This is a genomic window from Actinokineospora bangkokensis (assembly GCF_001940455.1).
Taxonomy (GTDB): Bacteria; Actinomycetota; Actinomycetes; order Mycobacteriales; family Pseudonocardiaceae; genus Actinokineospora; species Actinokineospora bangkokensis.
This window is the reverse complement of record NZ_MKQR01000021.1, coordinates 58,988-78,852: the sequence shown is the minus strand read 5'-3', so window position 1 is coordinate 78,852 and position 19,865 is coordinate 58,988. Positions and strand designations below refer to the sequence as shown.

Annotated in this window: 20 protein-coding genes; 16 read left to right on the top strand and 4 right to left on the bottom strand. The window is 75.8% G+C overall.

What is annotated here, in order from left to right; translation table 11 throughout:
- The first annotated feature begins 121 nt into the window (after positions 1-121).
- A complete protein-coding gene (locus BJP25_RS20630; RefSeq protein ID WP_075976740.1) occupies positions 122-1,324 on the top strand; it encodes an anhydro-N-acetylmuramic acid kinase in 1,203 nt (400 codons plus the stop codon).
- A complete protein-coding gene (locus BJP25_RS20625; RefSeq protein WP_075976632.1) occupies positions 1,311-2,852 on the top strand; it encodes a sodium:solute symporter in 1,542 nt (513 codons plus the stop codon). The genes BJP25_RS20630 and BJP25_RS20625 overlap by 14 nt, the downstream gene beginning before the upstream one ends.
- 4 nt (positions 2,853-2,856) lie before the next feature.
- On the opposite strand, the gene BJP25_RS20620 is transcribed toward BJP25_RS20625, so the two are convergent.
- Positions 2,857-3,780 carry a GNAT family N-acetyltransferase gene (locus tag BJP25_RS20620; RefSeq protein ID WP_075976631.1) on the bottom strand — a complete coding sequence of 308 codons (924 nt, stop codon included), beginning with the start codon at positions 3,778-3,780 and terminating at the stop codon, positions 2,857-2,859.
- 293 nt (positions 3,781-4,073) lie between these two features.
- Between BJP25_RS20620 and BJP25_RS20615 the strand changes: the two genes are divergently transcribed.
- Positions 4,074-4,499, top strand: a complete 426-nt coding sequence (locus tag BJP25_RS20615; RefSeq protein WP_075976630.1) for a hypothetical protein — start codon at positions 4,074-4,076, stop codon at positions 4,497-4,499.
- 37 nt (positions 4,500-4,536) lie between these two features.
- Entirely contained in the window at positions 4,537-5,130 is a 594-nt protein-coding gene (locus BJP25_RS20610) for a maleylpyruvate isomerase N-terminal domain-containing protein (protein WP_075976629.1), read from the top strand.
- Between the two features lie 86 nt (positions 5,131-5,216).
- Here the strand turns inward: BJP25_RS20610 and BJP25_RS20605 are convergent, their stop codons facing one another.
- On the bottom strand, positions 5,217-5,945 hold the full coding sequence (locus BJP25_RS20605; RefSeq protein ID WP_075976628.1) for a CAP domain-containing protein: 729 nt from the start codon (positions 5,943-5,945) through the stop codon (positions 5,217-5,219).
- 65 nt (positions 5,946-6,010) lie between these two features.
- Positions 6,011-6,610, bottom strand: a complete 600-nt coding sequence (locus BJP25_RS34280) for a hypothetical protein (protein WP_158075693.1) — start codon at positions 6,608-6,610, stop codon at positions 6,011-6,013.
- Between the two features lie 102 nt (positions 6,611-6,712).
- On the opposite strand from BJP25_RS34280, the gene BJP25_RS20595 reads away from it, so the two are divergent.
- The 12 genes from BJP25_RS20595 to alc all read left to right on the top strand — a co-directional run bounded on the left by BJP25_RS20595 (position 6,713) and on the right by alc (position 19,563).
- On the top strand, positions 6,713-7,045 hold the full coding sequence (locus tag BJP25_RS20595; protein WP_075976627.1) for an acylphosphatase: 333 nt from the start codon (positions 6,713-6,715) through the stop codon (positions 7,043-7,045).
- Between the two features lie 44 nt (positions 7,046-7,089).
- Positions 7,090-7,605 carry a sigma-70 family RNA polymerase sigma factor gene (locus BJP25_RS20590; protein ID WP_075976626.1) on the top strand — a complete coding sequence of 172 codons (516 nt, stop codon included), beginning with the start codon at positions 7,090-7,092 and terminating at the stop codon, positions 7,603-7,605.
- Positions 7,602-8,252: an anti-sigma factor family protein gene (locus BJP25_RS20585; RefSeq protein ID WP_075976625.1), complete on the top strand. Its 651-nt coding sequence runs from the start codon at positions 7,602-7,604 to the stop codon at positions 8,250-8,252. Before BJP25_RS20590 ends, BJP25_RS20585 begins: the two co-directional genes overlap by 4 nt.
- A 235-nt stretch (positions 8,253-8,487) precedes the next feature.
- Positions 8,488-9,171: a response regulator transcription factor gene (locus BJP25_RS20580; protein ID WP_075976739.1), complete on the top strand. Its 684-nt coding sequence runs from the start codon at positions 8,488-8,490 to the stop codon at positions 9,169-9,171.
- Positions 9,172-9,285: 114 nt separating this feature from the next.
- Positions 9,286-12,138, top strand: coding sequence for a glycosyltransferase (locus tag BJP25_RS20575; protein WP_084794268.1), 2,853 nt, complete (start codon positions 9,286-9,288; stop codon positions 12,136-12,138).
- Between the two features lie 93 nt (positions 12,139-12,231).
- On the top strand, positions 12,232-13,071 hold the full coding sequence (locus tag BJP25_RS20570; protein WP_075976623.1) for a DUF4397 domain-containing protein: 840 nt from the start codon (positions 12,232-12,234) through the stop codon (positions 13,069-13,071).
- The gene (locus tag BJP25_RS20565) at positions 13,068-13,703 is read left to right on the top strand and encodes a class F sortase (RefSeq protein WP_075976622.1); all 636 of its coding nucleotides are present in this window, start codon (positions 13,068-13,070) and stop codon (positions 13,701-13,703) included. Before BJP25_RS20570 ends, BJP25_RS20565 begins: the two co-directional genes overlap by 4 nt.
- Positions 13,704-13,726: 23 nt before the next feature.
- Positions 13,727-14,368, top strand: a complete 642-nt coding sequence (locus BJP25_RS20560; protein WP_233158183.1) for a response regulator transcription factor — start codon at positions 13,727-13,729, stop codon at positions 14,366-14,368.
- A gap of 28 nt (positions 14,369-14,396) precedes the next feature.
- Positions 14,397-15,971, top strand: coding sequence for a malate synthase A (gene aceB, locus BJP25_RS20555; protein ID WP_075976621.1), 1,575 nt, complete (start codon positions 14,397-14,399; stop codon positions 15,969-15,971).
- 3 nt (positions 15,972-15,974) lie between these two features.
- Positions 15,975-17,210 carry a DUF6986 family protein gene (locus tag BJP25_RS20550; protein ID WP_075976620.1) on the top strand — a complete coding sequence of 412 codons (1,236 nt, stop codon included), beginning with the start codon at positions 15,975-15,977 and terminating at the stop codon, positions 17,208-17,210.
- Positions 17,207-18,535, top strand: coding sequence for an allantoinase AllB (gene allB / locus BJP25_RS20545; protein WP_233158182.1), 1,329 nt, complete (start codon positions 17,207-17,209; stop codon positions 18,533-18,535). Before BJP25_RS20550 ends, allB begins: the two co-directional genes overlap by 4 nt.
- A complete protein-coding gene (alc, locus tag BJP25_RS20540) occupies positions 18,532-19,563 on the top strand; it encodes an allantoicase (RefSeq protein ID WP_075976619.1) in 1,032 nt (343 codons plus the stop codon). The genes allB and alc overlap by 4 nt, the downstream gene beginning before the upstream one ends.
- A 57-nt stretch (positions 19,564-19,620) precedes the next feature.
- Here the strand turns inward: alc and BJP25_RS34275 are convergent, their stop codons facing one another.
- On the bottom strand, positions 19,621-19,785 hold the full coding sequence (locus BJP25_RS34275; RefSeq protein WP_158075692.1) for a hypothetical protein: 165 nt from the start codon (positions 19,783-19,785) through the stop codon (positions 19,621-19,623).
- Positions 19,786-19,865 lie beyond the last annotated feature (80 nt).

Below are 19,865 nucleotides of genomic sequence, written 5' to 3'. Positions count from 1 at the left end.
CGTGCCCACGTGGGATGTCGACTGGTTTGGCGACGATCCGGGAAAAATTTCACCAGAGTCTTGCGCAACCAGCGGGTGTGCAATAGACCACAGGGCTGTGGGTTGGCGGCGCGTGCTCGGGATGATCTCCGGAACGTCGGTGGACGGCATCGACGTGGCCGTGGCCGACCTGCGGCTGGAGTCGGGGGTGGTCGAACTGGCTCCGGTGCGCCACGCGGAGGTCGACCTCCCCGCCGACCTGCGCGCGCGGCTGCTCGCCGCGCTGCCCCCCGGCCCGTGCGACGCCGCTGGGGTGTGCGCGCTCGACACCGGTGTCGGGCAGGCGTTCGGGGCCGCCGCGGCCGCGCTGGCGGGCGCGGTGGGCGGCGTCGACCTCGTGGCCTCCCTCGGGCAGACCCTCTACCACTGGGTCGACGGCGACCGCTGCCTCGGCACGCTGCAACTGGGCCAGCCCGCCTGGATCGCGGAGGCGACCGGCCTGCCCGTGGTGTCGGACCTGCGCGCCCGCGACGTCGCCGCCGGGGGCCACGGCGCCCCGCTGGCCGGGGTGCTCGACCGGCTGCTGCTCGCGGGCGACCCCTCCGCCGCCGCGCTCAACCTCGGCGGCATCGCCAACGCCACGGTCGCGGGCACCGCCTTCGACACCGGCCCCGCCAACGCCCTGCTCGACCACGCCGCCCGCACCCGGCTCGGGCTGCCGTGCGACACCGGCGGCGCGGTCGCCCGCCGCGGCCGGGTCCGCGCGGACCTGCTCGACGTGCTGCTGACCGACCCCTACTACGCCGCGCCGCCGCCGAAGTCGACCGGCAAGGAGCACTTCGGCGCCGAGCACCTCGACGCCGCGCTGGCGCGGGTGCCCGCCGTCGACGACGCCGACCTGCTCGCCACCCTCGTCCAGTTGACCGCCACCACCGTCGCCCGCGCCCTGGCCCCCTACCGGCCGACGCGGGTGCTGGCCTCCGGTGGCGGCGTGCGCAACCCGGCGCTGATGGACGCCCTGGCGGTGGCCCTGGGCCCGGCCGAGCTGACCACCACCGACGCCCTGGGCCTGCCCGCGGAGGCCAAGGAGGCCTACCTCACCGCCCTGCTGGGGTTCCTGACCTGGTGCGGCATCCCCGTCGACACCGGCACCGGCGGCGGCGCGCGCGTCCTGGGCAGCGTCACCCCCGGCCGCGACCCCGCGCGCTGGCCCGAACCGGTGGCGGGCACCGCGAACGCCTTGCGGATCGCCCCCGCCGGGCGAGGATCGCCGCAGCAGGACAGCAGCCCCCCGAGCACCACCCCCGACCCGGTCCCCGCTGGAGGCCCGCATGCGCGCCCTTGACCTCGCGATCATCGCGGTCTTCCTCGTCGGCATGCCGCTGCTGGGGGTGTGGATCGGCGGCAGGCAGCGCTCCGGCAACGACTACTTCGTCGGCGAGGGCCGCATCTCCTGGTGGGTCGCGTGCCTGTCGGTGGTCTCCGCCGAGACCTCCACGCTGACCGTGCTGAGCGTGCCCACGGTGGCCTACCTGGGCGCCTCGACGTACCTGACGCTGGCCATCGGCTACATCCTCGGGCGCATCGTGGTGTCGTTCGTGCTGCTGCCCCGCTACGTCGCGGGCAACATGACCACGGCCTACAACTTCCTCGGCAAGCGCTTCGGCGCCGGGTTGCAGGGCACCGCGTCGGTGACGTTCCTGCTCACCCGGCTGCTCGCGGACGGGGTGCGGCTGTTCGCCACGGCCATCCCGGTGAAGGTGGTGCTGGCCGCCTACGGCCTCGACGCGTCCTACTTCGCCATCGTCGTGGTGCTGGGCATCGCCATGGTCGTCTACACCTTCTTCGGCGGCGTGCGCGCGGTCATCTGGGTCGACGCCATCCAGATGCTCTGGTACGTCCTCGGCGGCGCGGCGGTCATCGCGGTGCTGGCGGGCAAGCTGCCCGACGGCTGGTTCACCGCGGCGCTGGACGCGGGCAAGTTCCAGGTGCTCGACTTCGCCTCCAGCCCGGTCACCGGCCCGTACGCGGCGCTCACCGGGGTGCTCGGCGGCGCGGTGCTGTCGATGGCCAGCCACGGCGCCGACCAGCTGATCGTGCAGCGGCTGATGGCCTGCAACGACGTGCGCGCTTCGCAGAAGGCGCTGATCGCCAGCGGTGTGGTGGTGTTCCTGCAGTTCGCGCTGTTCCTGTTCATCGGTACGATGCTGTGGTCGTTCTACCGCGGCGCCGACCCGGTGACCGGGCTCGGGCTGGGCACCAACGACGAGCTGTTCGCCCACTTCGTCGTCTCCGAGCTGCCCAGCGGGCTGTCCGGGTTCGTCATCGCGGGCATCCTCGCCGCCGCGCTGAGCTCCTCGCTGGGCGCGCTGGCGTCCTCGACGGTGACCGACGTGTACCAGAAGCTGGTGCGCCGCCCGCTGTCCGACGCCGAGCTGCTCAAGCAGGGCCGGATCTGGACGGTGGTGTGGGCGGGCGCGCTGATCGTGTTCGCCTCGATGTTCACCACCACGAAGAACCCGATCGTCGAGACGGCGCTGGCGATCACCGGCTACACCTACGGCGCCCTGCTCGGCGCGTTCTTCCTCGGGCTGTGGCTGCGCAAGGCCCGCCAGGTCGACGCGATCACCGGGTTCGTGGCGTCGGTGGCGGTGATGGCGTTCGTGATCCTGGGGTTGAAGTTCGCCCCGGACGGGACCTTCCTCGGGGTGGACTTCGCCAAGGCCACCGCCGACTCCAAGGCGCTCGCGTTCCCCTGGTACACCCCGCTGGGCGCGCTGGTGGTGCTGCTCGTCGGCGGGCTGCTGTCGTTGCGGCACAAGGACCCCGCGCCCGCGGCCGAGGAAGGTGAGCCCGCGCCGGAGCCTGCGTGACGGCTCAGCGGCGCCGGTAGCCCGCCAGCTCCAGCTCCAGCTCGAAGCCGAGCTTGGCGAACATCCGCTCGGAGGCGTCGTTGCCGAGCGAGATCGTCGCCGCGGCCTTGGGCCGGGGCCCCGACGCCGCCGCCAGCTCCCGCAGCAGGGCGCGCACCAGGGCCTGCCCGGTGCCGACCCCGCGCATGTCGGGGTCGACGGCCACGTAGTCGACGTAGTGCTCCGCCTCCTGCGGGTAGCCCGCGGCGTAGCCCAGGACGCCGTCGACGCCGGTCAGCACGACCACGGTGTGCCCGCGGTCGCGGGTGACGAGCTGGTGGCCGGTGACCGTGCGGTTCGGGAAGCACCGCTCGTGCAGCGCGGCCACCCCCGCCGCGGCACCGGAGCCCGCGCGGGCGAGCGGCACCGGTCGCTCGTGCTCGTCCGGCGCCGCGCCGACGAGCACCGCCCGCAGCGGCGCCCCGGTGAGGGCGAAGACCCGGCTGGCGCCGGTGGCGTCGAAGCCGTGCCGGGCGGCGAAGTCGGCCAGCAGCCGGTGCTTGCGGTGCCCGAACAGCTCCAGGTCCGCGACCCCGGTCAGCCGGGGCAGCCGCAGCGCGGTGTCGAGCAGGTCGTCGGCGGTGTTGTGCCAGGCCTGGCGGGGCACGGGGTGGCCGTCGGGCAGCTCGACGAACGGGCCGTGCAGCCAGGCGCGGCCCACCACCGGGTCGGCGTCGACGCTGAGCACCCCGCGCACCGCGCCCGCGTCGTCCACCGCCAGCGCGGCGCCGCCCGCCCAGTCCGGCGCGAACCCGGCCAGCTCGGCCTCCACCTCCTCGGCGGTCGTGCCGTGGTAGCCGATGTGCTGCGCGGGATCGGCCTGCAGGCGGGCGACCAGCTCGACGACCGCGGGGCGGTCGGCGGCGGTGGCGGGACGAGTGGCGTACATGCCCGGAATCGTGAACGCTGGACGCGTTCCCCGCGAGGGAATTACGGCCCGGGGACGCCGTGGCGCGGGGCGCTCGGCGGTGCGGGCGGACGCGGTGAGCAACCGGTTCCCAGCGGTGAGTAGTCGGATCCGACCATTAGGACCCATGGCCTCACCCGGTTGGGTAAACCCGCAGGTGCGATGTGCTTTCGTGACTTGCGCCGGTCCGGGGTGGACGGATACTTGTGCGTCGCCGGGCGGTCCGAAGCCGATCGCCCGCCTCCCCGCTCCGCCGCCCAGGAAGGCGCCCCACGATGGCCAACTTCGACCCCAAGACCGTCACCCCCGTCGAGTGGGCTGGGGTGGGGGCGGGCGCCGCCGCCTTCATCTTCAGCTTCTTCCCCGCCTTCAGCTACGACGCGGGCCTGCCGGGCTACTACGACGTCTCGGTCAGCTGGAGCGCCTGGAGCGTGGGCACCATGATCCTCGCCGTGCTGCTCATGATCGGCGCCGCGGTGGTCGTGCTCCTGCCGCACCTGGGCGTCCAGGTGCCCTACCGCTCGATGATCTGGGCGGGCGCGGGCGCCCTGGCCGCGCTGTTCGTGCTGGTGTCGCTGGCCTCGGGCCCCGGCGGCCCCACCATCGGCTGGTTCCTGCTGCTGCTGGCCGTCATCGCCTCCGCCGGGTCCGGCGTGGTGACCTTCCTGGCGAACCAGAAGGGCGGCGCGCCCGCCGCCTGAGTTGAACCCCCCGGGTCGTCCCGTCCATGCTGCCCGCGTGGACGGGACGACCTTGTTGCGCGCCGTGGAGCACAGCGCGGGTTTCTTGGAGCGGCACCTCGACGGCGACTGGCGGCGCCCCGGCGAGCAGGTGGAGATGTCGGCCGCGCAGCTGGTGGCGCACATGGCGAACTGCCTGCTCTGGTACGGCGTCGACTTCTGCGCCGGGCCGCGGGAACTGGCGACGAACACCGTGTCGGTGGACGACGGCGCCGAACCCGTCGAGCTGCTGCGGGCGCTGCGGGCCGCCGGGCGGGTGCTGGCGGCGGTGGTGGACGCGGCGGACCCGGGCGACCGGGGTTGGCACCCGGCAGGCATCGGGGACGCGTCGGGCTTCGCGGGCATGGGGTGCGACGAGGTGGTCGTCCACACCCACGACGCGGCGCAGGCGCTGGGCGTGGACTTCGAGGGCCCCGCGGACGTCGCGCACGCGGTGCTGGGGCGGATGTTCCCGTGGGCGCCCGCGGGCGGCGACCGGTGGCAGGTGTTGTTGTGGGCCAACGGGCGCGCGGTGCTGGGGGCGCGGCCGCGGCTGACGTCCTGGCGCTGGCACGTGGCGCCCCTGGCGGAGTGGGACGGCACTCGGCCGTGACGTGCGCCGGATGGCGAGGGGCCGTGACGTGCGCCGGGTGGCGAGGGGCCGTGAGGTGCGGCTCGGCCGTGCGGTGAGCCGAGGGATCAGCGGCCGAAGTCCTGGACCCAGTAGTAGCCGTCGAGGGTGAAGCCGACGCCCAGGGTCTTGAGGTCGCAGTCGAGGATGTTGCGGCGGTGGCCCTCGGAACCCATCCACGCCTCCATCACCTGCGCGGGCGTGCGCTGGCCCTTGGCGATGTTCTCGGCGGCGGGCGAGGGGTAGCCCTGCGCCTCGATGCGCTGGCCGAACGTGCGGCCGTCCTGGCTCACGTGCGAGAAGTAGTCGTGCGCGGACATGTCGTCGCTGTGGGCCTGCGCGGCGGCGGTGAGCCGGGGTTCGAGGGACACGGGGGCGCAGGACGCCTTGGCGCGCTCCTCGTTGACCAGGGCCAGCACCGCCTCGTCGGCGTTCGACGCCGCGGCCGTCACGGGCGGCTCGGTCGTGGTGGTCGTGGTGTCCGCGGTCGTCGGCGGCGCGGACGTCGTGGTGCCGGTCGTCGTCGTGGGCGCGGTGGTGGGAGCGGGGGCGGGCCGCCCGCCGCCGTCGATCTCACCCGAGCCGGTACCGCGCGGGTAGGCGATCACCGGGCCGTCCTGCGGCGGCATGGTTATGCGCTGCGCGGTCAGGCCGAGCGGCACCCCGTCGGGCTGGGCAGCCGGGAGCAGCGGGGTGATGCCCAGGGTGGTGGTCACCCCCGCCGCGCCCGCGCCCGCGAGGGCGGCGACGAGCGCGGCGCGGACCAGTGCCGTGCGGCGCCTGCGTGCGGAGGTCACGATTGGGCAACGTACCACTGGTGGGTGAACCACCCACTACCCCAACAGCACCAAAACGCCTGGTCCTACAGGCCGGACGTGGACGACCCCGGGTTCGACGGCTGGGTGGTCGGCGTGGTCGTGGGGGGCGTCGTCGGCGGGGTGGTCTTCGTGGTCGAGGGGGTGGTCGGCGAGGGCTGGTTCGAGGTCGGGCCGGGGTTGCCCCCGCCGCCCCCGCCCGGGTTGCCGCCGCCACCGGGGTTGCCGCCACCGCCGCCGGGGTTGCCGCCGCCCGGGTTCTGGTGCGAGGACGGGCGCTTGGTGGTCGTGGTGGTCGACTCGTCCGCCGTCGTGGTCGACGTGGTCGTCGTCTCCGCCGCCGACGTGGTGGAGGGGGTGTCGGTGGCCGTCTCGGTGGTGATGGTCGCGGTGGTGCCCGACGTGCGCGGCCCACCCACCTCGACCTGCCGGTTGACCGGGGTCGGCTGGCTCTGCCCGCCCCCGCCCGCGGCGAACGCCGCCACCGCGGCGAACACCGTCGCCAGCACCACGCCGCTCACCCCGAGGATGGCGTAGGAGGAGCGGCGCAGGCCCTGCCCGTCCTCGGGTGGGGCCACCTGCTCGCGGCCCAGGTCGGTGATCCTCGTCGCGTCCTCGTGCCCGGTGGGGTCGAACGGTGCGGACATGTCCCGACATTCCTCCCTGGTCGCCCCGGCGGCTTGTCCGCGCGGGCGGCGCATCACGGCCCGGTAACGTAGCACCCCCGGATGAGGGGACCCGAGGTGCGGATGAGCGCCTCGTCCGGTATCGGGCACGATAGTGGGGTGTCCGCACCGCCCAGCGCGCCGTCCCCCGTCCGGTTGACCGCGTGGGTCCGCGGCCGCGTGCAGGGCGTCGGCTTCCGCTGGTGGACCCGCGCGCGGGCGCTGGAGATCGGGCTGGTCGGCTGGGCCCGCAACACCGCGGACGGCCGCGTCGAGGTGGTGGCCGAGGGCGCCCGGGAGGGCTGCGAGCGGCTGCTGGCGGCGCTGCGCTCCGGCACCACCCCGGGGTCGGTCGAGGCGGTGGTGGAGCAGTGGGCCGGGCCGAAGGGGAACCTGGACGGCTTCGTCGAGCGGTGAGAGGTCGGGTGAACCGACCAGGCCCCGGCGGCGTAGGAGGGGGTGTGCCCACCCCGGACCCCGACGACGCGTTCGTCCGCGAGCTCTACGACCGCTACCGGCGGCCGCTGCTGGGGTTCGTGCTGCGGGCGGTCGGCGGGGACCACCAGCGGGCCGAGGACGTCGTCCAGGAGACGCTGCTGCGCGCCTGGCGCAACGCCGGGACCCTGGAGGCCGAGAAGGCCGGGCCGTGGCTGTACACGGTGGCGCGCAACCTGGTGATCACCGGCTACCGCAGGCAGCGCGCCCGCGTCGCCGAGGTGCCCATCGAGGACAAGGACTGGCCGCGCTCGGGCGACGAGTTCGAGCAGGTCCTGCAGGGCTGGCAGGTGGCCGAGGCGATGCGCGCGCTCTCGCGCGACCACCGCGCGGTGATCGCGGAGCTGTTCTACCGCCGCCGCACGGTGGCCGAGGCCGCCAAGGTCCTCGGGATACCCCCGGGCACGGTCAAGTCGAGGTCGTTCTACGCGCTGCGGGCGCTGCGGAACGCGCTGGAGGAGCGAGGGGTGACAGAGCTGTGACCTGCGCGCGGACCACGTCACTCGGGGCGTACCTGCTGGGTGCGCTCGACCCGGCCGAGCGGGCCGACTTCGAGGCCCACCTCGCAGGCTGCGCGGACTGCCGCGCCGAGCTGGTGCGGCTGTCGCCGCTGCCCGGGCTGCTGCACCGGGTGGGCGTCGAGGACTTCGAGGACGCCGTCGAGCCCACCGCGGCCGACCTCGCCGTCGTGCCCGCCCCCGCCCCGGCGGCACCCGGCCGCTGGGCCCGCCACCGGGTGCTGCTCAGCGCCGCCGCCGCGGTCGTCGCCCTCGCCGTCGGCGGCGTCATCGGCTACTCCCTGCTGCGCGCGGGCGACCCCGCGGGCCCCGGCGTCAGCTGGTCGGCCACCGACTCCACCAGCGGCGTGCGCGCCGACGTCCAGCTCATCGACCGCGCCTGGGGCACCGAGGTCAAGCTCACCCTGCGCGACGTGCCCCCCGGCAAGCCCTGCAAGCTCGTCGTCCGCGGCCGCGACGGCAACCGCGAGGTCGCGGGCTGGTGGTCCAGCAGCTCCCTGCAGGACGAGGTCATCCCCGGCAGCACCTCCATCACCCGCTCCGCCATCGACCGCGTCGAGGTCGTCACCGACGACGACCGCGTCCTGGTCGACGTCCCCGCGCCGGCCTGACCCGCCCCGCCCCTGACCCGTCCGCGCTCGGCCTGCCCTCGCTCGGCCGGCCTGTGGACAACCCCTGGCTCCGGGCACTGTTCTGTCGGTCCCCTGCGCGAGGATGGAAATCGGGGGTCCCCCGGGGCCTGTGGGTAGATTTCACCGCCGCACTGCGGTTCGTGGTAGGGGATTGCGGTTCGTGGTGGGGCGGCGCGGGGTGGTCGCGGGGTGCGGGGTGGGGCACGGTGTGGGCGTGGAACTGGTGCGGCTGTGGCTGGTCGACGATCACGAGCTGGTGACCGAGGCGCTGGCCGCCCGGTTGGCCGAGGTGGCGGACCTGTGGGTGGTGGGGCGGGGCGCCACCGACGACCCGGACCTGGTGTCCCGGTTGGAGCGGGACCGGCCCGCGGTGGTGTCGGTGGACCCGGACACCTCCCGGGTGGACGAGGGCGAGTTGTTCGACGCGGTGCGGCGGGGGGCGCCGCAGGCCCGGTTGGTGGTGCTGTCCGGGCTCGTGGACACCGCGCGGGTGGTGGCGGCGGCGCGGGCCGGTGCGGACGCGTGGGTGCCGAAGGCGGAGGGGGTGGAGCGCGTGGTCGAGGTCGTGCGGGGGGTGGCCCGCGGGCAGGGCTGGTACCCGCCGGAGCACCTGGGGGCGGTGCTGCGGGCGTTCCGGGACGAGGTGGCGCGGTACCGGGAGGGGCGCGACCCGCTGGCGGCGCTGTCGGGGCGGGAGCGGGAGGTGCTGGCGGCGCTGGTGGACGGGTTGCGGGGGCCGGAGATCGCGGTGCGGCTGGGGCTGTCGTCGAACACGGTGCGTACACACACCCACGCGCTGTACGGCAAACTCGGCGTCCACTCGCGTTTGGCCGCCGTCAGCGCCGGGCGGGCGGCGGGACTGGTGCCCCAGCGGGGCGATCTCCCCCGGTCGTCGTAGCGAATCTCATACCGGGGGCTGACCCCAATGGTGGCAATGACGCCTACGGTGAGTGACACTCGGTCGGCGGACGGCCGGTCGGTCCCGTCCCGGTGAGAACAGTGGGGTTCGCTCGTGATTCCAGCCTGGTTGCTGGCGCTGCTCGTGGTGGGGATCGGTCCGCTGGTCAACGCCCTGCTCGGGGTGCTGCGCCGGGACCGCGAGCGCGGGTCGCTGGCGGGCGTGCGCAGGCCGCGCGCCGGGGCCAGGCACGGCGACGTGGCCGTCGTGATCACCGCGCACGACGCCGAGGCCGACATCGCCGACGCGATCGCCTCGGCCACCCGCATGGTCGCCGCCGAGGACGTCTACGTCGTCTCCGACGACTCCACCGACCGCACCGCCGCCCTGGCCCGCGACCTCGGGGTCAACGTCGTCGAGACGGCCAAGCCGCTGGGCCGCGCCGCCGCGGCCACCACCGCGCTCGACGGGTTCCACCTCGTCGACGAGTACGACTACGCCCTGCTGCTCGACGTCGACCACCGCCCGCACCCGGCCTACCTCGACCGCACCCTGCCGATGTTCGACGACCCCGAGGTCGTGGCCATCGCCGGGTTCGCCCGCACGGACTGGACCACCGCCCGCCGCACCCCGTTCGGCGCGCTGCTCACCGCGTTCCGCGCCCGCGCCAACGCCCTCACCCAGGCGCTGCTGACGATCATCCGCACCCGCCCCAACGGCGAGGCCGCCCGGCTGCTGCCCAGCCCGGCGCGGATGTTCCGCACCAGCGTGCTCACCGACCTCGACCTGGCTCCCGAGGGGCTGGCCACCGCCGACTTCGACGTGTCGAACCAGGTCTACCGCAAGGGCCTGGGCCGCATCGTCGTCGTGCGCGGCGCGGTGGTGAGCACCCGCGACCCGGACACCCTCGTCGGCTACGTGCGGCAGGTGTGGCAGTGGTCGGTGGGGTTCTGGCAGGCGGTGCGGCGCAACGGCCTGCGCCGGGGGCCGCAGGTGCTCGGGCTGGGCTGGTTCGCCGTGGAGAGCGCGGTGACCTCGGTGGTGCTGGTGGCGCTGCCGTTCCTGGTGGGCTTCGGGCTGCAATCGGTGTGGTCGGTCCTGCTCGGGGTCTGGGTGCCCGACCTGCTGCTCACCGCGCTCGTGGCCGCCCGGCACCGCCAGCCCCGCTTCCTGGCCCCCGCCCTGTTCCTGCCGTTCGTGCGGCTGCTCGACGCGGTGCTGTTCCTGGCCGCGCTGCCGCACGCCTTCGTCGAGCGCGCGGCCCGGTCGCCGTGGCTGAGCCCCGCGCGCACCGCAGCCCCGGAGCCCGCGGGCAAGCCGTGGTGGCGCTGGTGGCCGGTCCCGGTGGTGGGCTGGGTCGCCGCCGCGGCCGCCGCGGCGGGGCTGGCCCACCGGGTGTCGGGCACCGCGGCGGCGCTGCCCGCGACGGCCACCGAGCCCGGCCTCGTCGACGCCGTCTTCGGCCGGGTGGCCGGGTTCGGCGGCGACGTGCCCGAGGGCCTGGCGCCCGCCACCGCGCAGTTCGCCGGGTTCGGGTCGCTGGCCAGCAGCTTCGACCGGCACGCCTCGGTGCTCACCGGCGTGCGGGAGCTGTCGGTGGTGTGCGCGGTCGTGATCGCGCTGGGCCTGCTCGTGGCGACCGCCGTGCTGCGCCTGCACCCGCTGGCGGCGGCGCTGGCGACCGCGGCGGTGGCGCTGTGCCCGCCCGCGCTGGTGGTGCTGGCCGGGTCCGGCGCCGGACCGCTCGCCGCCGCCTGGCTCGCCGTGGCGGCGGTCCCGCTGGCGCTGGCGACCCGGATCGGGTGGAAGGCGCTGCCCATCGCGGTGATCCCGGTGGCGGGCGCCGTCGTCACCGCGCCCGCGCTGGTGATCCCGTTCGCCGTGGCCACCGCTGCCTGGTGGGTCGGGACGAAGGAGCGGCTGCGCGACCGCAAGCGCGTCGCCGTCGCCGCGGGCGTGCTCGCCGTCGGCGCGGGCCTGGCCCTGCTGCTGGGCGTGCTCGGCCTGCTCGCCCCCGCGGAGACCTCGGCGCTGACCGGGTCGCAGCGGGCCTGGCTGCTCACCGCCGGTGCCGTGCTGGGGCTGGGCGGCCTGGTGCGCCTGCGGTCGCGCACGGGCGCCGCCGGGTTGCTGGCCACCGCGGCGACCTCGGCCGTGCTGGGGTCGGACGTGCTGCTGGCGGTCGTGCTCGCCGGGTCGGTGCTGGTGCTCACGGCGCTGGTCGACGGGCTGGCGGAGCGGCGGCCCGCGCGCCGCGCGGCGATGGGGCTGGCCGCCGCGGCGGGCCTGGCCGTCGTCGTCGCGGGCGTGGGCGCGGTGCCGCCGACCGCGCCGCCGGTCGACCACGCGGCCGCCGCGGACTGGTTCCTCGCCGCCGCGGCCCCCGGGGCCACGCTCTCCGCCCCGCCGCTGCTCCTGTCCGACCTGCGGCGCGACCTGCGCGGCCGCGCGCCCCAGCTGGTGCGGCCCGAGGGCGAGTACACCCAGTACGCGGTGGGCACCGGTGTCGGCGCGGGCGTCGAGGTCGCCCGGTTCGCCGGGCTCACGCTGCGGCTGCTCGACACCGGCCCCGCCCAGCCCGCGCCGGACCGCACCGCGGCGGGCGCGCAGCTGGCGGACAACCCGCGCATCCGCGCCACCCAGCAGGTGCGCGACGAGCTGCGGGCCGGGCGGGTCGACTTCCGCGCGATGGCCGTGCTGGCCGAGATCAGCGCCCAGCACGAGCTCGTCGTCGGCGCGGTGCTCAACCCCGCCGCCGAGCAGGGCTCCGGGCAGCCGCTGCGCACGGTCGTGGTCGACCTCGTCGACGGCAGGCCCGCGGGCGACCCGGCCGTGCTGGAGGCCCTGCGCACCTGGGTCACGGCGCAGCGGTCGCCGTACGCGCCGTCGACCGTGCGGCCCCTGGCCGAAGGCGGGGCGGCCCTGGACTGGCGCATCCCGAATCCCGGCGACCCCGCGCCGCGGTAGCGCGCCGGGGCGAAACAAGCGGCCACATCGGACGATGAACAGGGCATCCCCGCTGGTACCAGTCCCCGCTGGCAGTGCCCCCGAAGGACCCCGATGCGCTCGACGCTGCGCCGAACCCTGATCCCGCTGCTCGCCGCGGCCACCCTCCTGGGGGCCGCGTCGGCGTTCCTGCCCGCCGCCGCCGCGACGGGCACCTACCTCCGGTTGGCGCACTTGTCGCCGGACACCCCGGACGTGGACGTCACCGTCACCAGCTTCGCCCGGCCGGACTGGTCGGTGAAGCTCAACGGCGTCGGCTACGGCGACATCTCCGGCTACCAGCGCATCGAGCCGGGCAACTACACCGTCGCGATGCGACCGGCGGGCGCGGACCCGGCGAGCGCGCCGGTCATCTCCGCCACCCTCGACGCGGGCGAGGGCAACGCCTACACCGTCGCGGGCCTGGGCAAGTTCGACGGGCTGGCGCTGAAGGTGCTCGCCGACGACATCACCCTCCCGCCCTCGGGGCAGGCCAGGATGCGCGTGGTGAACGCCGCCCCCGACGCGGGCGAGCTCAAGATCGACCTGTCCGGGCGGACCGTGCTCGACCAGGCGGGGTTCGGCACCGCCTCCGACTACGCCCTCATCGACTCCGGCGCCCCGCGGCTCACGGTGGTCCCGGCCAGCGGCACGTCCACCGAACTGCCGGTGACGATCGACGCGGGCGGGGTCTACACCGTCCTGGTGCTGGAGCGGCAGGGCGCGCTGGTCGCCGAGGTGAAGGCCGACGCCAAGGGCGCCGAGGTCGTCCCGGCGGGCGGTGTGGAGACCGGCTTCGGCGGCACGGCGGGCACCTCCGGTGGGCCGTCGACGCCCGCCGCCCTCGGGCTGCTGGCCGCCGCGGGCGCCGCCGGTGCCCTGTTCGCCCTCCTCGTCCGGCGCCGCGTGGCATGAGGCGGTCGCTGACGGCGCTCGGGGTCGCCGCGGCCCTCGCGGTCGGCGGCTGCCAGTCCGCCCCCGACCCCGCCGCGCCCCCGCGCGCCCCGGTGCCCTGGGCCGCCGTGCCCGACCAGGACGCCGCGAGCGGGCCCGCGCCCACGTGGGAGAACGGCGCCACCGCCGACGCGAGCCCGCAGCGGCCCACGCACCTGCGCATCCCGGCCATCGGCGTCGACACCGACGTGGTCGACCTGGCCGTCGACGGCACCGGCGCCCTGGTGCCGCCGGAGTCGGCCGCCGTCGCGGGCTGGTTCGCCGCGGGGGCCGCGCCCGGCTCGGTCGGCCCGGCGCTGCTCGCGGGCCACGTCGACTCGCACGCCGGGCCGGGGGTGTTCTGGAAGCTGGTCGACCTGCGCCCCGGCGACGCGGTGGAGGTGGGCCGGGCGGACGGCTCCACGGCCCGGTTCCGCGTCACCGGCACCACCCAGTCGCCCAAGGCCGCCTTCCCCACCGCCGAGGTCTACGCGCCCACCCCCGGCCCGGAGTTGCGCCTGGTCACCTGCGGCGGCACCTTCGACAGGTCCGTCCGCAGCTACCGGGACAACGTCATCGTCTCGGCCGTGCCCGACCCGGGGGGAACCCGCTGACCCGCACCGAGCCGCCCGAGGTCGTGCTCTGCGACGGGCACGCCGTCGTGGCCGAGGCGCTCGCCCCCGCGCTGGGCGGCCACGGGTTCCTGGTGCGCCCGGTGACGACGCTGGCCGGGGCGCTGGCCGCGGTCCGCGACTGCGGGCCGCGCGTGCTCGTCGTGGAGCGCGCCCTGCCCGACGGCGACGCCCTCGCCGCGCTGCCCTCCTTCGCCGCCGCGGCCCCCGGCACCCGGGTCGTCGTGCTGACCGGTGCCGCCGACGGGGCGTCGGTGCGCCGGGCGCTCGCCGCGGGCGCCGCCGGGTACCTGCACAAGACCTGCGCCGTCCGTGATCTCGCCCACGCGCTGCACCGGGTGCTCGACGGCGAGGTGGTCGTGGAGGTGCCCACCGGGCGGGCCCCGCGCCAGGCCCCCGACACCGCCGCCGCGCACGCCCTCGCCGCCCACCTCACCCCGCGCGAGCGCGAGTGCCTGGCCCTGCTCGTCGAGGGTGCGGGCACCGCGGCGATGGCGTCCGGGCTCGGCGTCTCGGCCACCACCGTGCGCACCCACGTGCGGGCGCTGCTGACCAAGCTGGGCGTGCACTCGCGGGTGGAGGCGGCCGCGCTCGCCGTGCGCCACCGGCTGCTCTCGACGCCACCCGGTCGGGCCACGGGTACCTGAAACCCGGCCCAGCGGTCAGTATGTCCGCATGGCCGACAGCGCGATCGAGATCACCGGGCCGGACGTCGAGCGCGGCGGGGAGGTGCTCACCCCCGCGGCGCTGGCGTTCGTCGCCGGGCTGCACACCGCCTTCGCCGGGCGCCGCGACGAGCTGCTGCGCGCCCGCGCCGCCAAGCGGGAGCGGGCCGCGGCCGAGCGGTCGCTGGACTTCCTGCCCGAGACCCGGGCGGTGCGCGAGGCCGAGTGGCGGGTGGCGCCCGCCCCGGAGGCGCTGCGCGACCGGCGGGTGGAGATCACCGGGCCCACCGAGCGCAAGATGGCGATCAACGCCCTCAACTCCGGCGCCCGGGTGTGGCTGGCCGACCTGGAGGACGCCAACACCCCGCACTGGGTGAACGTCGTGTCCGGTCAGGTGAACCTGTTCGACGCCGTGCGCGGGCGGATCGAGTTCACCTCCCCCCAGGGCAAGACCTACGCGCTGGACCCCGGCGTGCGCCCCGCGACGATCGTGGTGCGCCCGCGCGGGTGGCACCTCGACGAGAAGCACCTGCTGGTTGACGGGGAGCGCGCGGTGGGCGCGCTGGTCGACTTCGGCCTGCACTTCTTCCACAACGCCGCCGAGTCGCTGGCGCGCGGCGCCGGGCCCTACTACTACCTGCCCAAGGTGGAGGGCCACCTCGAAGCCCGGCTGTGGGACGAGGTGTTCACCCACGCCGAGCGCGAGCTGGGCATCCCGCACGGCACCGTCCGCGCCACCGTGCTCATCGAGACCATCCCGGCCGCGTTCGAGATGGAGGAGATCCTCTACGAGCTGCGCGACCACGCCGCGGGCCTCAACGCGGGCCGCTGGGACTACCTGTTCAGCCTCATCAAGTACTTCCGCGACGCCGGGCCGGGGTTCGTGCTGCCCGACCGCGACAGCGTCACCATGACGGCCCCGTTCATGCGCGCCTACACCGAGCTGCTGGTGCGCACCTGCCACAAGCGCGGGGCGTTCGCCATGGGCGGCATGGCCGCGTTCATCCCCAACCGGCGCGACCCCGAGGTCACCGCGCGGGCGCTGGCGAAGGTGCGCGAGGACAAGGGCCGCGAGGCCGGGGACGGGTTCGACGGCTCCTGGGTCGCCCACCCCGACCTGGTGCCGGTGTGCCGCGAGGTCTTCGACGGCGTGCTCGGCGACCGCCCCAACCAGCTCGACCGGCTGCGCGCGGACGTCACCGTCGCCGCGGGCGACCTGCTGGACCTGGCGAGCGCGCCGGGCGGCGCCACCGCCGCGGGCCTGCGGTCGGCGATCGACGTGGGCATCCGCTACCTGTCGTCGTGGTTGGGCGGCAACGGCGCCGCGGCGATCCACAACCTGATGGAGGACGCCGCCACCGCCGAGATCTCCCGGTCGCAGGTGTGGCAGTGGGTGCGCAACGGCACCGTCCTCGACACCGGGGACACCGTCACCGCCGACCTGGTGCGCGGGGTGCTGGCCGAGGTGCGCGCCGACCTGGCCGACCTGCCCGACCTCGACGTGGCCGCGGAGCTGTTCGAGCAGGTGGCCCTGGCCGAGGACTACCCGGACTTCCTGACCGTCCCGGCCTACGAGCGGATCTGAGGCATGCCGACCTCCCTCGACCCGGCGCTGCTGGCCGCCGCCACCGCCCGCCTCGCCGCCCCGGACGCCGAGCGCGCCGCCCGCTACCCCGGCGACCCGGGCACCCGCCAGCCCGTGCACACCTGCTACGTGCCCGCCGACCGCGTGGACGCGGGCACCCCGGCGGCGTGGGGCGCCGCCGCGCTGGCCGCCCTCGACGAGCACCTGCCCTCCGCCGCCGACCTGGCCGCCCTGCTCGACCTCGACGACGCCCTGGCCGGACCGGTCCACCAGCGGGTGCGGGAGAAGCTGGCCGCCGAACCGGTCGAGGACCTGCGGGTCGACTTCGAGGACGGCTACGGCACCCGCGCCGACGCCGCCGAGGACGCCGACGCCCTGCGCGCGGCGGCCCTGCTCCGCGGCTGGGGCCTGCTCAGCAGCGGCATCCGGATGAAGTCCTTCGACACCCCGGAACTGCTCACCCGCGGCCTGCGCACCCTCGACCTGCTGCTCACCGAGCTGGGCGCGCCGCCTCCCGGGTTCACCATCACCTTCCCCAAGGTGACGATGCCCGAGCAGGTCGAGACCCTGGTGGGGGTGCTGACGCTGCTGGAGACCGCGCTGGGCCTCGACCGGCTCGGCTTCGAGATCCAGGTCGAGACCACCCAGGCGGTGGTCGACGGCGAGGGCCGGTTCGCCGTCCCCCGGTTGATCGCCGCGGGCTCCGGCCGGGTCACCGGGCTGCACTTCGGCACCTACGACTACACCGCCGCGTGCGGGCTCGGCGCGGGCAGCCAGCACCTCGACCACCCGGCCGCCGACTTCGCCAAGCACGCCATGCAGGTCGGCGCGGCCGGGACGGGGGTGCGCCTGTCCGACGGGTCGACGAACCTGCTGCCGGTGGGCGACCGGGAGGTGGTGCACCGCAACTGGCGCACGCACTACCGGCTCGTGCGGCGGTCGCTGCGCATGGGCTACTTCCAGGGCTGGGACCTGCACCCGGCGCAGCTGGTGACCCGCTACGCCGCCGTCTACGCCCACCACCTGACCTCGGCCGCGGCCGACGGCGCCCGGCTGGCCGCCTACGTCGCCCGCAGCACGGGGACCGCGGTGCTCGACGAGCCCGCCACCGCCGCGGCCCTGGCGCTGTCGCTGCGCCGGGCCGTGGACTGCGGCGCCCTCACCGCCGACGAGGTCGTCGGCCACTGCGGACTGGGCGCCGACGACCTCACGGCGCTGATCGAGCGGAGGACCCGGTGACCGACCTGCTGTTCCGCGCCCGCCGCGCCGTCGTCGACGGCGTCGAGGGCCCCGCCGCCGTGCGCGTCTCCGGCGAGCGCGTCACCGCCGTGCTGCCCCACGACGCCGACCCGGCGGGCGCCAGGGTGGTGGAGCTGGCCGAGGACGAGGTGCTGCTGCCGGGCCTGGTGGACACCCACGTGCACGTCAACGACCCCGGCCGCGCCGACTGGGAGGGCTTCCCCACCGCGACCAGGGCCGCCGCGGCGGGCGGGGTCACCACGATCGTCGACATGCCGCTCAACAGCCTGCCGCCGACGGTGGACCTCGACGCCCTGCGGGTCAAGCAGCGGGCCGCGCGCGGGCGGGTGCACGTCGACGTCGGTTTCTGGGGCGGGGCGGTGCCGGGCAACGCCGGGGAGCTGGCCGCGCTGCACGAGGCCGGGGTGTTCGGCTTCAAGTGCTTCCTGCTCGACTCCGGCGTCGAGGAGTTCGGCCACCTGTCCCCGCGCGAGCTGCACGAGCACATGGCCGTCACCGCCGGGCTGGGCGCGCTGCTGATCGCCCACGCCGAGGACGGCGCCATCGTCGCCGACGCCCCGCACGGGCGCGGCTACCGGGACTTCCTCGCCTCCCGCCCCCGCGCGGCCGAGGACTCCGCGATCGGCTGGGTGATCGAGGCCGCGCGCGCCACCGGCGGGCGCGCGCATGTGGTCCACCTGTCCTCTTCGGACGCCATCGGCGCGATCGCCGCCGCCCGCGCGGAGGGCGTGCGGCTGACGGTGGAGACCTGCCCGCACTACCTGACGTTCACCGCCGAGGACGTCCCCGACGGCGCCACGCAGTTCAAGTGCTGCCCGCCGATCCGCGAGGCCGCCAACCGCGAACTGCTGTGGCAGGCCCTGCGCGACGGCGTGGTCGACGTGGTGGTCAGCGACCACTCGCCGTGCACGCCCGACCTCAAGCGCCTCGACACCGGCGACTTCGGCGCCGCCTGGGGCGGGGTGTCGAGCCTGCAACTGGGCCTGCCCGCGGTGTGGACGGGGGCGTCCGCGCGGGGCATCGGGCTGGCGGAGGTCGTCGGCTGGCTGGCCGGGGGCACCGCCGAGCTGGTCGGCCTGCGGCGCAAGGGCCGCATCGCCGTGGGCTGCGACGCCGACCTGGTGGTGTTCGCCCCGGACGAGCGGTTCACCGTGGACGCCCGCGCGCTCGCGCACCGCAACCCCGTCACGCCCTACGACGGCGTGGAGCTGCGCGGTGCCGTGCGGCAGACCTGGTTGCGCGGGGCGCTGGTGTCCGACGGGCAGGAACCGCGCGGCGCGCTGCTGGAGAGGGGCGTGGCATGAGCGAGCGCGCGTGGGTGGCGCTGGTCGACCTGGCCTCGCGCCGGGTCGGCGGGTCGGTGCTGTGGGCCAACGACGAGACCTTCGCCGAGCGGGAGAACCTCATCACCCCCGCGCCGCCGGGGTTCCGCCCGCAGACCTTCGGCCACAAGGGGCAGGTGTACGACGGCTGGGAGACCCGCAGGCGCCGCGAACCCGGTGACGACACCGCGATCGTCCGCCTGGGCCTGCCCGGGGTGATCGCCGGTGTCGTGGTGGACACCGCCTTCTTCACCGGCAACTACCCGCCCGAGTGCACGGTGTCGGCGTGCGCGGTCAGCGGCTACCCGAGCCCCGAGGAGCTGCGGGCCGCGGAATGGGAGGTCGTCGTCCCCCGCTCGCCGCTGGCCGGGGACACGCGCAACCCGTTCGACGTCACCTCGACCCGCCGGTACACCCACGTCAAGCTCACCATCCACCCGGACGGCGGGGTGGCGCGGCTGCGCGTGCACGGCTCGCCCGTGGCCGACCCGGCGCTGCTCGACCTGTCCGCGCTGGACCTGGCGGCGCTGGCCAACGGCGGCCGGGTCGTCTCGTGCAGCAACATGTTCTACTCGACCCCCGCCAACCTCATCGCCCCCGGGCACGCGCAGGTGATGGGGGAGGGCTGGGAGACCGCCCGCCGCCGCGACGCGGGCAACGACTGGGTGGTGGTGGAGTTGGCCGCGGCGGGCGTGGTCCGCTTCGTCGACCTGGACACGACCCACTTCAAGGGCAACGCCCCCGGCTGGGCCACCGTGTCCGGGTGCGACGCCCGCTCCGGCGACCCGGAGGACCCCGCGGCGTGGTTCCCGCTGCTGCCGCGCACCCGCCTGCAACCCGACACCCCGCACCGCTTCGCGCTCGACGGCGCGGCGGGCGCCCGGGAGGTCACGCACGCGCGGCTGGACATCCACCCCGACGGCGGCATGGCCCGCATGCGCCTGCACGGCGCGCTCACCCCGGCGGGGCGGGAAGACCTCCTCCGCCGCTTCGCGGAGGTCCAGGGCTAGGGCTCGTCCCTTCGCCCGAGCGGTTTTCGCCCGAGCGGTTTTCGCGCGGGGACCCGACTAGCGGGCGGCGCGCACGGGGGATGAGAAGTGGACGGTGCGCGGGGCCTGCGGCGCGCTGTCCTCGTGCGGCGCGGCCTCGCGGGTGGCCTGGGTGTCGACGTGGCTGAAGGTCAGGGGGACGACCGGCGCCTTGGTGGGCCGGGGTGCGCTGGTGGCGCTCATGGGGTTCTCCTCCGGTGGGGACTGCTCTGGCGGGTGCCCGAGCAGGTGAGGACCGGGTCTGGTGGTACCGCTGGCGACCG

Coding starts and splice junctions, on each gene's coding strand:
- BJP25_RS20630 (WP_075976740.1), top strand. CDS start 122: ATGATCTCCGGAACGTCGGTGGACGGCATCGACGTGGCCGTGGCCGAC.
- BJP25_RS20625 (WP_075976632.1), top strand. CDS start 1,311: ATGCGCGCCCTTGACCTCGCGATCATCGCGGTCTTCCTCGTCGGCATG.
- BJP25_RS20620 (WP_075976631.1), bottom strand. CDS start 3,780: ATGTACGCCACTCGTCCCGCCACCGCCGCCGACCGCCCCGCGGTCGTC.
- BJP25_RS20615 (WP_075976630.1), top strand. CDS start 4,074: ATGGCCAACTTCGACCCCAAGACCGTCACCCCCGTCGAGTGGGCTGGG.
- BJP25_RS34280 (WP_158075693.1), bottom strand. CDS start 6,610: ATGTCCGCACCGTTCGACCCCACCGGGCACGAGGACGCGACGAGGATC.
- BJP25_RS20595 (WP_075976627.1), top strand. CDS start 6,713: ATGAGCGCCTCGTCCGGTATCGGGCACGATAGTGGGGTGTCCGCACCG.
- BJP25_RS20570 (WP_075976623.1), top strand. CDS start 12,232: ATGCGCTCGACGCTGCGCCGAACCCTGATCCCGCTGCTCGCCGCGGCC.
- BJP25_RS20565 (WP_075976622.1), top strand. CDS start 13,068: ATGAGGCGGTCGCTGACGGCGCTCGGGGTCGCCGCGGCCCTCGCGGTC.
- aceB (WP_075976621.1), top strand. CDS start 14,397: ATGGCCGACAGCGCGATCGAGATCACCGGGCCGGACGTCGAGCGCGGC.
- BJP25_RS20550 (WP_075976620.1), top strand. CDS start 15,975: ATGCCGACCTCCCTCGACCCGGCGCTGCTGGCCGCCGCCACCGCCCGC.
- alc (WP_075976619.1), top strand. CDS start 18,532: ATGAGCGAGCGCGCGTGGGTGGCGCTGGTCGACCTGGCCTCGCGCCGG.
- BJP25_RS34275 (WP_158075692.1), bottom strand. CDS start 19,785: ATGAGCGCCACCAGCGCACCCCGGCCCACCAAGGCGCCGGTCGTCCCC.